This is a genomic window from Pseudomonas sp. GW822-FHT03F08, assembly GCF_058801265.1.
The window spans coordinates 95,807-110,487 of the sequence record NZ_JBXANC010000001.1; the positions used below are offsets into that span (position 1 = coordinate 95,807).

A 14,681-nucleotide genomic window follows, 5' to 3' on the forward strand; every position below is an offset into this window, starting at 1 on the left:
GCGCGCACTACATAACGTTGGATCGATGTCTGCCCAAGGCACGTTCGCAACCCTGAAAGCCCCGTCAGCAAGGCCCCAAGCCGTTGATTGGTCCCAGCCCAGCCGCCAGCGATGGCATGTACTGGTCGAGGGGTTTGTGGTTTAAATGGCCAGAGGCTTCATTGTTAAATTGAAGAGCTGAAAAGCGAAATAGCTGAGCAGAGTGAGGCAAGCAATGACTGAACACGTTCAAGTCGGTGGCCTGCAGGTCGCCAAAGTCCTGTTCGACTTCGTGAACAACGAAGCCATTCCCGGTACCGGCCTCACCGCCGAAAAATTCTGGGAAGGCGCCGACAAGGTCATTCACGACCTGGCGCCGAAGAACAAAGCCCTACTCGCCAAACGCGATGACTTCCAGGCCCGTATCGACGGCTGGCACCAGAGCCGTGCCGGTCAACCACACGACGCCGTGGCCTACAAAGCCTTCCTGCAAGAGATCGGTTATCTGCTGCCAGAAGCGGCTGATTTCCAGGCAACGACGCAAAACGTCGATGACGAAATCGCCCGTACCGCCGGCCCGCAACTCGTGGTCCCGGTGATGAACGCCCGCTTCGCCCTCAACGCCTCGAACGCCCGCTGGGGTTCGCTGTACGACGCCCTGTATGGCACCGACGCCATCAGCGAAGCCGGCGGCGCGGAAAAAGGCAAAGGCTACAACAAGGTGCGTGGCGACAAAGTCATCGCCTTCGCCCGTGCCTTCCTCGACGAAGCGGCGCCACTGGCGGCCGGCTCCCACGTCGATTCCACCGGTTACAAGATCGCTGACGGCAAACTGGTCGTCACCCTCAAGGGCGGCAGCAACAGCGGCCTGCGCAACGATGCGCAACTGATCGGTTTCCAGGGCGACGCCAATGCGCCGATCGCGATCCTGCTGAAGAACAACGGCCTGCATTTCGAAATCCAGATCGATGCCAGCACCCCGGTCGGCCAGACTGATGCCGCCAGCGTCAAAGACATCCTGATGGAAGCGGCGCTGACCACCATCATGGACTGCGAAGACTCTGTGGCCGCCGTCGATGCCGACGACAAGGTTGTGATCTACCGCAACTGGCTGGGCCTGATGAAGGGCGACCTCGCGGAATCCGTTTCCAAGGGCGGCCAGACCTTCACCCGCACCATGAACCCGGATCGCACCTACACCAAGGTCGACGGCAGCGAACTGACCCTGCACGGCCGCTCGCTGTTGTTCGTGCGTAACGTCGGTCACCTGATGACCATCGACGCGATCCTCGACAAGCACGGCAATGAAGTGCCGGAAGGCATCCTCGACGGCCTGGTGACTTGCCTGGCGGCGATGCACAACCTGAGCGGCAACACTTCGCGCAAGAACACCCGCACCGGTTCGGTCTATATCGTCAAACCGAAGATGCACGGCCCGGAAGAAGCAGCGTTCACCAACGAACTGTTCGGTCGCATCGAAGACGTGCTGGGCCTCAAGCGCAACACCCTGAAAGTCGGGATCATGGACGAGGAACGCCGCACCACGGTCAACCTCAAGGCCTGCATCCAGGCCGCCAGCGAGCGCGTGGTGTTCATCAACACCGGTTTCCTCGACCGCACTGGCGATGAGATCCACACCTCCATGGAAGCCGGCCCGATGGTGCGCAAGGCTGACATGAAGGCTGAAAAGTGGATCGGCGCCTACGAAAACTGGAACGTCGATATCGGTCTGAGCACCGGCCTGCAAGGTCGTGCGCAAATCGGTAAAGGCATGTGGGCGATGCCCGACCTGATGGCGGCGATGCTCGAACAGAAAATCGCTCACCCGATGGCCGGTGCCAACACCGCCTGGGTTCCATCGCCGACGGCTGCCGCGCTGCACGCGCTGCACTACCACAAGGTCGACGTGTTCGCCCGTCAGGCCGAGCTGGCCAAACGTGCACGCGCTTCGGTCGATGACATCCTGACCATCCCGCTGGCGGTCAACCCGAACTGGACACCGGAGCAGATCAAGAACGAACTGGACAACAACGCCCAGGGCATTCTCGGTTACGTGGTGCGCTGGATCGACCAGGGCGTGGGTTGCTCGAAAGTGCCGGACATCAACGACGTCGGCCTGATGGAAGACCGTGCGACGCTGCGTATCTCCAGCCAGCACATCGCCAACTGGCTGCGCCACGGCATCGTGACCGAAGCGCAAGTGATGGAAAGCCTCAAGCGCATGGCGCCGGTGGTGGACCGTCAGAACGCCAACGACCCGCTGTACCGTCCGCTGGCCCCGAACTTCGACAGCAACATCGCCTTCCAGGCGGCGGTCGAACTGGTGATCGAGGGCACCAAACAGCCGAACGGCTACACCGAGCCGGTCCTGCACCGTCGCCGTCGCGAGTTCAAGGCTGCCAATGGCCTGTAACCTGCGCTGATGCCGGACATGAAAAAGCCCTGATCTTTCGATCAGGGCTTTTTTGTTTGCGTCGGATTAGCTAGGGCTCGATCCCCAACTCATGCTTGACCAGTCCAAGCAATTTGGCGGTATCAATCGGCTTGAGCAGAAAGTCCACCACGCTCAAATGCATCGCCGCGATGGCGTCCTTCACGTCGGCATCACCCGACACAATGATGATCGGCATCGCCGCCCGTACCGACTCGCGCACCTGACGGACCAGCTCGAGACCGCCGACATGCCCCATCCGCAGATCCGTGATCACCAGGCCGATGGAAGGTTTTTCCTCGATCATCTTGAGTGCGGATTCGCCGCTGGCTGCCGTCATGCAACGAATGCCGTCCAGTGCCAGGATCTCCGACAGCAACTCGCGGGCGTCCTTGTCGTCATCAACGATCAGTACCCGCTGCGGCGGCAGGTCGGGTTCCAGCATGACGGCGCTGAGCGCTTCCCGCTCGGCGTCGCTCAAAATATCGTGGTCGGACATGGCGTTCTCTACGTTTTCAAATCGATCCCCTGGCACAGTGGTCAGACATCGCTGGGCAGAGCTTCAATGTGCACTTCGTCGGATTTTTTTCCAAGGGGCTAACCTGAGAATTTCCGACTGTTTGTGTAGGGCATATCCGAAAACTACCCAACGGCACGCCAAACCTAGACTTACGTCCAATGGGCACCCCGCGCGATGGGGTCGACCATGGCTGCAACGATCCAATAACAACAATTCGAAAAAGACTGCGGTAATGGTTATGAGTAAAGCGGACGCCTTCACCCAGGCAGGGAAAACCGCGGTGTTGCAGAACATTCAGGGCACTTTGCAATTCCTCCAGCGCTTCCCCCCTTTCAATCAGATGGAACACGCCCACCTGGCCTATCTGGTGGAGCAATGCCAGCTGCGCTTCTACGGTCAGGGCGAGAGCATCATCAAACCCGCCGACGGGCCGGTCGAACACTTCTACATCGTCAAGCAGGGCCGGGTGGTCGGCGAGCGGCCGCACACGGCCAAGGGCGGCACCGAAACCACGTTTGAAATCACCACCGGCGAATGCTTCCCCCTTGCCGCACTGCTCGGCGAACGGGCGACCCGCACCGAGCATCTGGCCGGCGAAGACACCTTTTGCCTGCAACTGAACAAACTGGCGTTCATCAAGCTGTTCGCCCTCTCCAACACCTTCCGCGACTTCGCCCTGCGCGGGGTCAGCAGCCTGCTGGATCAGGTCAACCAGCAAGTCCAGCAGAAAGCCGTGGAAACCCTCGGCACCCAATATTCGCTGAACACCCGCTTGGGCGAATTGGCCATGCGCCATCCGGTGACGTGCAGCCCTTCCACTCCACTGCGCGAAGCGGTGAAGCTGATGCACGAACAACAGGTCGGCAGCATCGTCGCGGTGGATGAGCACAAGGCGCCACTGGGGATTTTCACCCTGCGCGATCTGCGCCATGTGGTGGCTGCGGGCGTTGGCGACTTCAATGAACCGATCGAACGCCACATGACGCCCTCGCCGTTCTATCTGTCGCCGGATCACAGCGCCTTCGATGCGGCGATCGCGATGACCGAGCGGCATATCGCCCACGTGTGTCTGGTCAAGGATCAGCGTCTGTGCGGCGTGGTCTCCGAGCGTGATCTGTTCTCGCTGCAACGGGTCGATCTGGTGCACTTGGCACGGACCATCCGCAGCGCCCAGCGGGTTGAACAACTGGTGACTCTGCGTGGCGAGATCGGCCAACTGGTGGAGCGCATGCTGGCTCACGGCGCATCGTCGACCCAGATCACCCACATCATCACCCTGCTCAACGATCACACCGTGTGCCGGGTAATCGAGCTGACCCTCGCGGAGAAAGGCGACCCCGGTGTGCCGTTCAGTTGGCTGTGCTTCGGCAGCGAAGGCCGGCGCGAGCAGACCCTGCACACCGATCAGGACAACGGCATTCTGTTCGATGCGCGGGATGCGGCCCATGCCGCGGAGATTCGCGGCAAGTTGCTGCCCATCGCCCAGCAGATCAATAACAGCCTGGCACAATGCGGCTTCACCCTGTGCAAGGGCAACGTCATGGCCGGCAATCCGCAGCTGTGCCTGTCCCGCGCCGAATGGGCCCGACGCTTTGCCGCGTTCATTCGCGAGGCAACGCCGGAGAACCTGCTGGGCTCAAGCATCTATTTCGATCTGCGGGTGGTCTGGGGCGATGAACAGGGTTGCGAGCAATTGCGTCGGGGGATTCTCGATCAGGTCGGCGACAATCGTTTGTTCCAGCGGATGATGGCCGAGAACGCCTTGCGCAACCGCCCACCGGTGGGGCGTTTCCGTGAATTCGTGTTGACCCGCAAGAACGGCGAGAAAGCCACGCTGGACCTGAAGATCCAGGGCCTGACGCCGTTTGTCGACGGTGCACGTCTGCTGGCTCTGGCCAATGGCATCGACGCCAACAACACCCTCGAACGCTTCCGCCAGTTGGTGGAGAAAGAAGTCATCGACCGACTGGATGGCGCCGCGTACGAGGAGGCTTATCACTTTATCCAGCAGACACGCATGCAGCAGCATCAGCTCCAGACCCGGGAAAACCTGCCGTATTCGAACCGGGTCGATCCCGACAGCCTCAATCATCTGGACCGGCGCATCCTGCGTGAATCCCTGCGTCAGGCCCAGCGCCTGCAAAGCAGCCTGACCCTGCGGTATCAGCTATGAGCCTGTTCTCGTGGCTGCGTCCGGCCAGCCCGGTTCTGCCGGACGATCTGCAACAACGCCTGGCGAAACTGCCGGCGGTCCGCGAACTGAGCGAATGCAGCCTGCGCGAACAGCGCTGGGTGGTGCTGGACCTGGAAACCACCGGGCTCAACCTTAACAAGGACCGGGTGTTGTCGATTGGCGCGGTGGTGGTCGAGGACGGCGCCATCGACTTCAGCCAGCAGTTCGAACGCACCCTGCAATGTCGCGAACTGAAACTCAGCCCCAGCGTGTTGATCCACGGACTGGGGCCGAATGCGATTGCCGCCGGCAGCGAGCCGGCCGAGGCATTGCTCGAGCTTCTGGAGTTTATTGGCGACAGTCCGGTGCTGGCGTTTCATGCGCCGTTCGATCAGCACATGCTGGGCCGGGCGGTGAAAGAACACCTGGGCCACAAGTTGCAGCAAGTGTTTCTGGATGTCGCCGACATTGCACCGCTGGTTTGCCCCCAGGCGCATATCCGCGAGGCTGGGCTGGACGAGTGGATCGACTGGTTCAAGCTCGAAGTGTTCGAGCGCCACCATGCCAGCGCCGACGCACTGGCCACGGCGGAACTGGCGTTGATTCTGTTCAGCCGGGCACGTCAGCAGCAGATTCACAGCCCATTGAATTTGCAGCAACGCCTGAGTCAGTGGAAGCGCCGCCAGCAGACGCATTCGTTCTGAGCCCCGGGTTGTCGCCCGACAACCCGACCGGTGGCCAATTGCTAACCATTCCCACCTCTGCCACAATCGCGAACAATTCTCGTTAGTTAACATTTCCCAGTCGGTGCCTTCGTGTCGTCAGCCCAAAGCCCTCACAGTGAGCTCGTCGGTGCGTTGTATCGCGACCATCGCGGCTGGCTGCTGGGCTGGCTGCGCCGCAACGTGGCCTGCCCGCAACGCGCCGAAGACCTGAGCCAGGACACCTTCGTCCGCCTGCTCGGTCGCGAGGAACTGCTGACGCCCCGCGAACCCCGAGCCTTTCTGGTGGCCATCGCCAAGGGTCTGCTGTTCGACTACTTCCGTCGCGCGGCACTGGAACAGGCTTATCTCGCTGAGTTGATGCTGATCCCCGAAGGCGAACAGCCGTCGGTCGAAGAGCAGCAACTGATCCTCGAAGACCTCAAAGCCATCGATCGTCTGCTCGGCCAATTGTCGACCAAGGCCCGCGCCGCATTCCTTTATAACCGTCTCGACGGCCTGACCCATGCCGAGATCGCCGACAAACTCGGCGTGTCGGTGCCGCGCGTGCGCCAGTACCTGGCCCAGGGTATCCGTCAGTGCTACATCGCCCTGTACGGTGAGCCAACATGAACCCGGCCAGTTCCAAACCGGTCTCGGCCCATGTGCTGGACGCGGCGATAGCCTGGCAATTGACCCTCGATTCCAGCAGCCCGCTGGAGCGCGAAGAATTCGCCAAATGGCACGCCGCCAACGAAGAACACGCCCGTGCCTGGCGTCAGTTGGGCATGCTCGACCAGCGTTTCAGCGTGGCCAACGGCCCGGCCCGCAGCGCGTTGCTGCAATCGCGCGAAGGCATCCGCCGCCGGGTGCGCAAGCTCGGCAGCGGTCTGGCCAGTGTTGTCGCGGTGGTCGGCCTGTCACTGTTTGCCGCAGAACACTATCTGCCGCTGGATTACTGGCTCGCCGACCAGCGCACGGCCACCGGTGAACAACGCACCGTGCGGCTGGCGGACGGCACCGTGGTCAATCTCAACACCCACAGCGCAATGGATGTGCGGTTCGATGACAAGCAGCGGCTGGTGGTGTTGCAGGAAGGCGAAATCCTCATCGAGACCGGTCATGGCGATGCACGACCGTTCATCGTCGAAACCCGCGAAGGCCGTATGCGCGCGTTGGGCACGCGGTTTCTGGTCAAACGCGAAGAACAGGGCACGCGCCTGAGCGTGTTGCAGTCGGCCGTCGCGGCGCACCCGCAATCCGATCCGCAGGAACAGATCCTGCGTGAAGGCCAGCAGGTGCTGATCCGCGACAACGGCCTGGACGCAATCGTCGCGCTCAACCCCGGCGCCGACGCCTGGACCCGCGGCATGCTGGTAGTGGACAACGCGCGTCTGGAAGACCTGGTGCACGAGCTCGGCCGCTATCGTCGTGGCCATCTGGGCATTGCACCGGAGGTGGCCGACCTGCGCATCACCGGCAGTTTCCCGCTGCACGATACCGACAAGGCGTTGAGCGCCCTGCTCCCGACCCTGCCGGTGCAGATCGAGCAGCACACGCCGTGGTGGGTCACCGTGGCCAAGGCTGATCCGAAGCCCTGATCCTCTGCCATAACGCCGTCCATTTCGCGTTAATGGAAATTATTTTCATCCAGCCCTATCACTTTTCGATTCTCGTCCGGCACACAGGCAATTGAGAAATATTTCCATTCAGGAGCCGCCGTATGTCCCGTTCGCTAGACACCTTGTTGCGCCCCAGTTTGCTGGCGGTCGCCATTGCCCTCTGCACCCCGCTGGCCAGCAGCCAACTGATCGCCGCAGAACAGGCGTCGAGCGTTCGCGCCTACAACCTGCCGGCCGCGCCGCTGTCCACCACCCTGAACCAGATCGCCAGCCAGGGCGGCCTCACGCTGTCGCTGAATCCGTCGCTGGCGGCGGGCAAGACGTCGGCGCCAGTCAACGGCCAATATGACGCGGCAGGCGCACTGAGCGCCGCCCTGCGCGGCACCGGCCTGCAACTGGAACAAAGCAGCACCGGCACGTACACCCTGGTCGCGGTGCCGGAAGGCGTGATGGCCCTGCCGGAAACTTCGGTAATCGGTGTGGAAAACTCTGAAAGCGCCTGGGGCCCGGTCGAAGGCTACACCGCCACTCGCACCGCCGCCGGCACCAAGACTGACACCGCGCTGGTCGAAGCACCGCGTTCGATCTCCGTCGCCACCCGCCAGCAGATGGACGACCGCAGCGTGCACAGCCTCGATGACGCCGTGCGCTACATGCCGGGCATCACCGCCAGCAGCTACGGCAGCGACACCCGCGCCGACTGGCTGCGCGTGCGTGGCTTCGAACCGACCCAGTTCCTCGATGGCCTGCCGCTGCCAAAAGGCGTGTACGCCAACCCGAAACAGGAAACCTGGAACCTCGACCGCCTCGCCCTGCTGCGCGGCCCGGCCTCGTCGGTTTACGGCCAGACCCCGCCGGGCGGCCTGCTGGACATGGTCAGCCGTCGCCCTAGCGATGTGCAGAGCAGCGAAATCCAGTTGCAGTACGGCAGCGACAACCATCGTCAGATCAACTTCGCCAGCACCGGCAAGATCGACGACGCCGGCCAGTTCCTCTACGGCCTCAGCGGCGTGGTACGTGACAGCGGCACGCAGGTCGATCACGTCGACAACAAGCGCTACAACATCGCACCGAGCCTGACCTGGAACATCGACGACGACACCAAGTTCACCCTGCTGACCCAGTTCACCCGCGACGATACCGGCATCACCAGCCAGTTCCTGCCAGTGCAGGGCACCAAGATCGACATGCCGTTCGGCAAGGTTTCCCACCACAAGAACCTCGGCGATCCGGACTGGGAATACTACGACCGCACCTACTACGCGCTCGGTTATGCCTTCGAACATCGCCTGAACGATGTGTGGCAGTTCAAGCAGAACCTGCGTTACACCAAATCGGATCTGTCGTTCCAGAGCCTGACCCCGGGTTCGTATCCGTACACCCAGGTGGACAACGCTGGCAACGTCGGCCGCACCAGCACCAGTGTCGAAGAGGACATCAGCCAGTTCGCCGTGGACAACAACTTCCAGGCTGACTTTGCCACCGGCGACATCCGCCACACCCTGCTGCTGGGTCTGGATCACCAGCGCAGCAACACCAACTACACCTCGATCTTCGGTGACGGTCTGACCACCAACGTGCTCAACCCGATCTACGGTCAGCCGATCGTGCGTCCGGCGCGCTCCACCGCGTTCTACGACTACGACCAGAAGACCTACCAGACCGGTCTGTACGTGCAGGACCAGATGGCCCTCGACCAATGGCGCCTGACCCTCGGTGGCCGTGAAGACTGGGTGCACACCGGTACGAAGTTCATCAACAAGGCCGACGCCACCAACACCGACCGCGACAAGGCCTTCAGCGGCAACGCGGCACTGAGCTACGTGTTCGACTCGGGTTTCGTGCCGTACATTTCCTACGCCGAATCCTTCCAGCCCACCAGTGGCGCCGACGCCTCTTCCACTGAATCGCTCAAGCCGACCGAAGGCAAGCAGTGGGAACTGGGCATCAAGTACCAGCCGCCCGGCAGCAAGACCCTGCTGTCCGCCGCGGTGTATGACCTGACCCAGAAAAACGTCTCGGTAAGCTCCTTCGTCAACGGCGTATCGATCACCAGCCAGACCGGCGAAGTGAAAGTCAAAGGCCTGGAGCTGGAAGCCACCTCCGATGTCACCGACAACCTGAAAGTCATCGCCGCCTACACCCTGGCCAAGTCCGAAGTGCAGAACGGCGCCGACAAGGGCAACCGCCTGCAACTGATGCCGAACCAGCAAGCCTCGCTGTGGACCGATTACACCTGGCACAGCGGCGTGCTCGACGGCTTCGGCGTCGGCGGCGGTGTGCGCTACACCGGCAACACCTACGGCGACAAGGCCAACACCTGGCTGGGCAAGGCTGATGCCTACACCGTGTTCGATGCCGCCGTGCATTACGACCTCGGTCGCCTGGACAACAGCCTCAAAGGCGCGTCGCTGGCACTCAACGCCACCAACCTGCTGAACAAGGACTACATTTCCACCTGCGACAGCTTCTACTGCTACTACGGCGACCAGCGCAGCGTCGTCGCCAGTGCCACCTACAAGTGGTAAGCGCTTGAGCTGAAACAGGCCCTGCAACCAGGCCGTCCCTCGTGGACGGCTTTGGTGTTTTTGAAGGTCATGAAATGAAAAGTAAAACAATCCGCCGCTGGTCGTTCGTCCACACCTGGACCAGCCTGATCTGCACCGTGTTTTTGCTGTTGCTGGCCCTGACCGGCCTGCCGCTGATCTTTCATCACGAGATCGAGCATCTGCTCGGTGACGCACCCCAGGTGCGCGAGATGCCGGCCGATACGCCGCACCTGAATCTGGCGCAACTGGTGCAAGCCGCCGAAGCCCATCGTCCCGGCGAAGTCGTGCAGTACTTCGGTTTCGAAGACGACGAGCCGAACACCGTGCTGACGATCATGGCGAAGACGGCCGGCACCGAGCCGAACTCCTCGCACACTTTCATGCTCGACGCCCGCACCGGCGAAGCCCTGGAAACACCCTCGGCCAACGGCGGCCTGATGCTGTTCATCCTGCGCCTGCACGTCGACATGTTTGCCGGACTGCCGGGCAAGTTGCTGCTGGCGTTCATGGGTGTGCTGTTTGTGGTGGCGATCGTGTCCGGGACGGTGTTGTACCTGCCGTTCATGCGTCGCCTGGACTTCGGCACCGTGCGCCGGGACAAATCCACCCGTCTGCGTTGGCTCGATCTGCACAACCTGATCGGCGTGGTGACCCTGACCTGGGCGCTGGTGGTCGGTGTGACGGGAGTGATCAGCGCCTGTGCCGATCTGATCATCGCGGCCTGGCGCAACGATTCGCTCAACGCCATGATCGCGCCCTACCGCGATGCGCCGCCGCTGACTCACCTCGCCCCGGCCACCCGCCTGCTGGATATCGCCGGCGAAGTCGCGCCGGGGATGAAACCGGACTTCATCGCGTTCCCCGGCACCCGGTTTTCCAGCGAGCACCACTACTCGGTGTTCATGAAGGGTGGCACCCACCTGACCTCGCACTTGCTGACGCCAGTGCTGATCGACGCCAGCAACTTGCAGGTCACGGCGGTCGCTGAACGGCCGTGGTACATGGACGCCATGGGCATGTCGCAGCCGCTGCACTTTGGCGACTACGGCGGCATGCCGATGAAAATCCTCTGGGCCACCCTCGATGTACTGACCATCATCGTCCTCGGCAGCGGCGTGTACTTGTGGGTGGTGCGGCGCAAGGCCGCGAAACCGGTGCTGGAAACAGCGGAGGCTTCGGCATGAAACCGCGTCAGTCGAATTTCTGGAAAGTCTTCAGCACACCGCTGGTGATCGCGTTGCTCAGTGCGGCGGGGTTGTTCGCCGCCCTGCTGGGCGACGGGATCTGGGATGGCTTGAGCTGGATCGGTCTGGGTGTGCCAGCCGCACTCGCCCTTCGCGGTCTGTTGCAACGGCACTGAATGGCTTGAGCCTGACGGGCAACGCGCTATGCTGCCCGTTCATTGCCCTTGACCGAGACCCTGCCGATGTCCGCTCCCAGCATGACCCTGTTCCACAACACCCTGTCCCCGTTCGTGCGCAAAGTCATGGTGCTGCTGCACGAGACTGGCCAGCAGGATCGCGTCGCCTTGCAGGACTGCGTCCTGACACCGGTCAACCCCAGCACTGCGCTGAACGAAGACAACCCGCTCGGCAAGATCCCGGCCCTGCGCCTGGCTGATGGCAATGTCATCCATGACAGCCGGGTGATCCTCGATTACCTCGACCACCAGCACGTCGGCAACCCGCTGATCCCTCGCGACGGCTCGGCCCGCTGGCGTCGTCTGACCCTGGCCTCGATGGCCGACGGCATCATGGACGCCTCCGTCATGGTGCGTTACGAGCAAGTGCTGCGTGCCCCGGAAAAGCACTGGGACGAGTGGCTCGAGGCCCAGCGCGACAAGATCCGCCGGACCCTGGCGCTGCTGGAGCGCGACGCCATCGCCGAACTGACCTGCCATTTCGACGTCGCGTCGATCAGCGTGGCCTGTGCACTGGGTTATCTGGATCTGCGCTTCCCGGATCTGGGCTGGCGTGAAGCCAACCCGCAACTGGCCAACTGGTTCTTTGAAGTGAGCCAGCGGCCGTCGATGATTGCGACAATGCCGAAGGTTTGATGCGCGGGGCGGGAGGCAGTGACGCGAAGATCAGCGTCACCAATACCTCTGCCTCCCGCTGATCCTCACGCAACCCCACAAACCGGCTCATTGCACCGCTCCGAGATCAAACTCCAGGGGCTTGGCCGGTTTCTGCCCGACGCCATACCAGTCCAGGTTACGGGTCAGCACCATGAACACGCCCAACAGGCCGAACAGCAACAGCGAGCCCATCAGCAGCGCGTAATCCTCGGCGCTGAGCAAGCCGTAGAGCAGGCCATACAACGCCGCCAATCCCGCCGAAAAACTCAGGCCATGACGCACGCTGTGCAGCACGTGGCAGACATAGAAGCCAATCAGCAACACACAACCACTGGCCGACAACAGATACGCCAGGGCAAACCCGATGTGCTCCGACAACGACAGCAACAACAGATAGAAGAACGCCAGCGCCACGCCCACCAGCGCGTATTGCACCGGGTGCACGGCCAGGCTTTTCAATATCTCGAACAGGAAGAAACCGGCGAACGTCAGGACAATGAACAGCAGCGCATATTTGATCGCCCGGTCACTCTTCAGGTATTGATCCACCGGATCGATGAAGCTCACCCCGAAACTGCGGCCGTTGAACGCCTCGCAATCGTTGCCCGAGACGCAACGGTTCATGGCCTCTTGCAGGTTGGTGGAGAAAAACGAGGTCTGCCAATCGGCGGTGAAGCCCTGATCGGTGACTTCACGCTTGGCCGGCAGGAAGTTGCCGATGAAGCTCGGGTGCGGCCAGTTGGCGGAAAGATTCACGCGGCTGGTCTTGCCCACCGGCAGCACCTGCAACGAGCCGGTGCCTTGCAAGCGCAGGTCGAAACCGAAGGCCAGTTCCGTGACCTGAGTTGTATCGAGTGCCGGCAACGTCGCCCGAACGCCCTCGCCGAGCCAGCCCACTTGCGTGCCCGGCACAAAGTCCAGGCGTTGCGAACCGAGTTCCAGTTTCAGGGCATTTTCGATCCCGCGAATGTCACTGATGCCGATTGCGAGAAATGGCGCATCGAATTTGTAATCAGCAAAATCTTCCTTGATCCCCAACTGCGTCGGCAGCGAAAAATGCCCGCTGATGCGGTTGTCGGCGTGGAACAGCCGCGCTTCATAGATGCCCCGGGCACGTAGTTCGGTCTGCACCTGGCCGTCGAGTTCGAAGCGCTCCGGCAGGAAGTACAAGCGTCCACGTTCCTCGCCGATTTCCTGATAACGCTCATCGGTCTTTTCCTTGGTTTTCCAGGTGCGCACCACTTTGCGGTACGGCAGCACCATCACCGGCCCGCTGATCTGCTGGCTGTAGCTTGAGCTTCTGGCGATGTCTTCGAGCACACCGTCGCGCAGTTGCTGGCGATCATCGATGACGCCGTCGATCATCAGCAGCGGCACCAGCAGTAACAGGATCAACAGGGCAATGGCCCCGAGCTTGAATGTCAGATTTCGGTTCATCGGAACGCTCCCTTGTTGGAATGGAGCGAGTCTGTAAACGCTGTGTGGGTTTGTGATGGAGGTTGTGTGGGCTTTGTGTGGAAATACCTGTAAAACGCCTTTTCCGTCATCAAGTGCAGGACCACTTCGCGCCATAAGGGCAAGGTTCGAACAAGGATTATTCAATTGCGAAACAACTCATTCGACTTGATCAGGCATTTTGCCGCGCTGATGGTGCTGGTCAGTCACCACTTCGCACTTTGGGGTCTGGAAGAGCCAGGCATCGCCGGCTACAACTCATTGGGCGGCATCGCCGTCATCGCCTTCTTCTCGATCTCCGGCCTGCTGATCACCCACAGTTTCCTCAATGCCAGCAGCGTCACCGACTACCTGGCCAAACGTGTCGCGAGGATTTTCCCGGCGCTGATCGCCTGCGCGTTCATCATGACGTTTGTGGCGGGCGGGATATTTGCCGACGGCTATATCACCGGTCCTGCGGCGCTGATCGACTTCCTGCGCATCTCGCTGTTCGGCCGCGCGGCAATCGATGAAATCACCAACGGTTTTATCTTCAGCGAGTCGTTCAATGGCAGCCTGTGGACACTGAAGATCGAATTCGCCTTTTATCTGCTGGTGGCGGCCGCGCTGAGTCTGTACCGCCGGGCTGCGACGGCCGGTGCAATGCTGGTGGCGTTCTGTGTTGCGACCTATGTGCTGGGCAATGGCCCCGCCTCGGCGCTGACGCAGAAACTGGCGGTGTATGGCTGTGCCGGTATCGCCTTTTTTGCCGGGTCGCTCCTGGCCTTCTACAAACAATACCTGGGCGCCAGACATCGAATGGCAATGACGCTGGTGGCCTGTCTCGGCCTGATGCCGTTGGCGGCGGGAACCCCGTTGACCGGGGTGGTCGTCACGCTGTGCATTTGCCTGGCCACGTTGAGCCTGGGCCTGTTGTATATCGATAGCACCATTCGTGGCCGGTTCGACCTCTCCTACGGCATCTATCTGTATGCGTTTCCCGTACAGCAATTGGTGATCAACAAGACGTCGCTGACGTTCGTGCCGTCCATGATCGTGTCGGCGCTGATCGTGATCGTGTTGGCCATCGCGTCCTGGCTGTGGATCGAACGACCGGCACTGCAATGGATGCACCGCCGAAGCAAGGCCCGGATCAATGAGGTGATGACGCCGTCCTGAGCGCAAGACGGCTCGC

12 protein-coding genes are annotated in these 14,681 nt (G+C 61.6%); 10 read left to right on the forward strand and 2 right to left on the reverse strand.

Annotated elements, in window-relative coordinates:
* The first annotated feature begins 214 nt into the window (after positions 1–214).
* Entirely contained in the window at positions 215–2,392 is a 2,178-nt protein-coding gene (locus AC1RME_RS00425; protein ID WP_493090220.1) for a malate synthase G, read from the forward strand.
* A gap of 70 nt (positions 2,393–2,462) precedes the next feature.
* Here AC1RME_RS00425 and AC1RME_RS00430 read toward each other — a convergent pair whose 3' ends face one another.
* Positions 2,463–2,909 (reverse strand): response regulator, encoded by a 447-nt coding sequence (locus AC1RME_RS00430; RefSeq protein WP_096817828.1) that lies wholly within the window; start codon positions 2,907–2,909, stop codon positions 2,463–2,465.
* 253 nt (positions 2,910–3,162) lie between these two features.
* Between AC1RME_RS00430 and AC1RME_RS00435 the strand changes: the two genes are divergently transcribed.
* The 8 genes from AC1RME_RS00435 to AC1RME_RS00470 all read left to right on the forward strand — a co-directional run bounded on the left by AC1RME_RS00435 (position 3,163) and on the right by AC1RME_RS00470 (position 12,031).
* Positions 3,163–5,103, forward strand: a complete 1,941-nt coding sequence (locus AC1RME_RS00435; protein ID WP_096817826.1) for a putative nucleotidyltransferase substrate binding domain-containing protein — start codon at positions 3,163–3,165, stop codon at positions 5,101–5,103.
* Positions 5,100–5,807 (forward strand): 3'-5' exonuclease, encoded by a 708-nt coding sequence (locus AC1RME_RS00440; RefSeq protein WP_493090222.1) that lies wholly within the window; start codon positions 5,100–5,102, stop codon positions 5,805–5,807. Before AC1RME_RS00435 ends, AC1RME_RS00440 begins: the two co-directional genes overlap by 4 nt.
* 111 nt (positions 5,808–5,918) lie before the next feature.
* Positions 5,919–6,437 (forward strand): RNA polymerase sigma factor, encoded by a 519-nt coding sequence (locus AC1RME_RS00445; RefSeq protein ID WP_096817822.1) that lies wholly within the window; start codon positions 5,919–5,921, stop codon positions 6,435–6,437.
* Entirely contained in the window at positions 6,434–7,405 is a 972-nt protein-coding gene (locus AC1RME_RS00450; RefSeq protein WP_493090224.1) for a FecR domain-containing protein, read from the forward strand. Before AC1RME_RS00445 ends, AC1RME_RS00450 begins: the two co-directional genes overlap by 4 nt.
* A 122-nt stretch (positions 7,406–7,527) precedes the next feature.
* Positions 7,528–9,954, forward strand: a complete 2,427-nt coding sequence (locus AC1RME_RS00455; protein WP_096817819.1) for a TonB-dependent siderophore receptor — start codon at positions 7,528–7,530, stop codon at positions 9,952–9,954.
* A gap of 74 nt (positions 9,955–10,028) precedes the next feature.
* On the forward strand, positions 10,029–11,159 hold the full coding sequence (locus AC1RME_RS00460) for a PepSY-associated TM helix domain-containing protein (protein ID WP_096817817.1): 1,131 nt from the start codon (positions 10,029–10,031) through the stop codon (positions 11,157–11,159).
* A complete protein-coding gene (locus AC1RME_RS00465) occupies positions 11,156–11,335 on the forward strand; it encodes a hypothetical protein (RefSeq protein WP_096817815.1) in 180 nt (59 codons plus the stop codon). Before AC1RME_RS00460 ends, AC1RME_RS00465 begins: the two co-directional genes overlap by 4 nt.
* Before the next feature lie 66 nt (positions 11,336–11,401).
* On the forward strand, positions 11,402–12,031 hold the full coding sequence (locus AC1RME_RS00470) for a glutathione S-transferase (protein WP_096817813.1): 630 nt from the start codon (positions 11,402–11,404) through the stop codon (positions 12,029–12,031).
* Positions 12,032–12,118: 87 nt separating this feature from the next.
* Here the strand turns inward: AC1RME_RS00470 and creD are convergent, their stop codons facing one another.
* Positions 12,119–13,489 carry a cell envelope integrity protein CreD gene (creD, locus tag AC1RME_RS00475; RefSeq protein ID WP_096817812.1) on the reverse strand — a complete coding sequence of 457 codons (1,371 nt, stop codon included), beginning with the start codon at positions 13,487–13,489 and terminating at the stop codon, positions 12,119–12,121.
* A gap of 165 nt (positions 13,490–13,654) precedes the next feature.
* Here creD and AC1RME_RS00480 point away from each other — a divergent pair, with 165 nt between their 5' ends.
* On the forward strand, positions 13,655–14,665 hold the full coding sequence (locus AC1RME_RS00480; protein ID WP_096817810.1) for an acyltransferase family protein: 1,011 nt from the start codon (positions 13,655–13,657) through the stop codon (positions 14,663–14,665).
* The last annotated feature ends 16 nt before the right edge of the window (positions 14,666–14,681 follow it).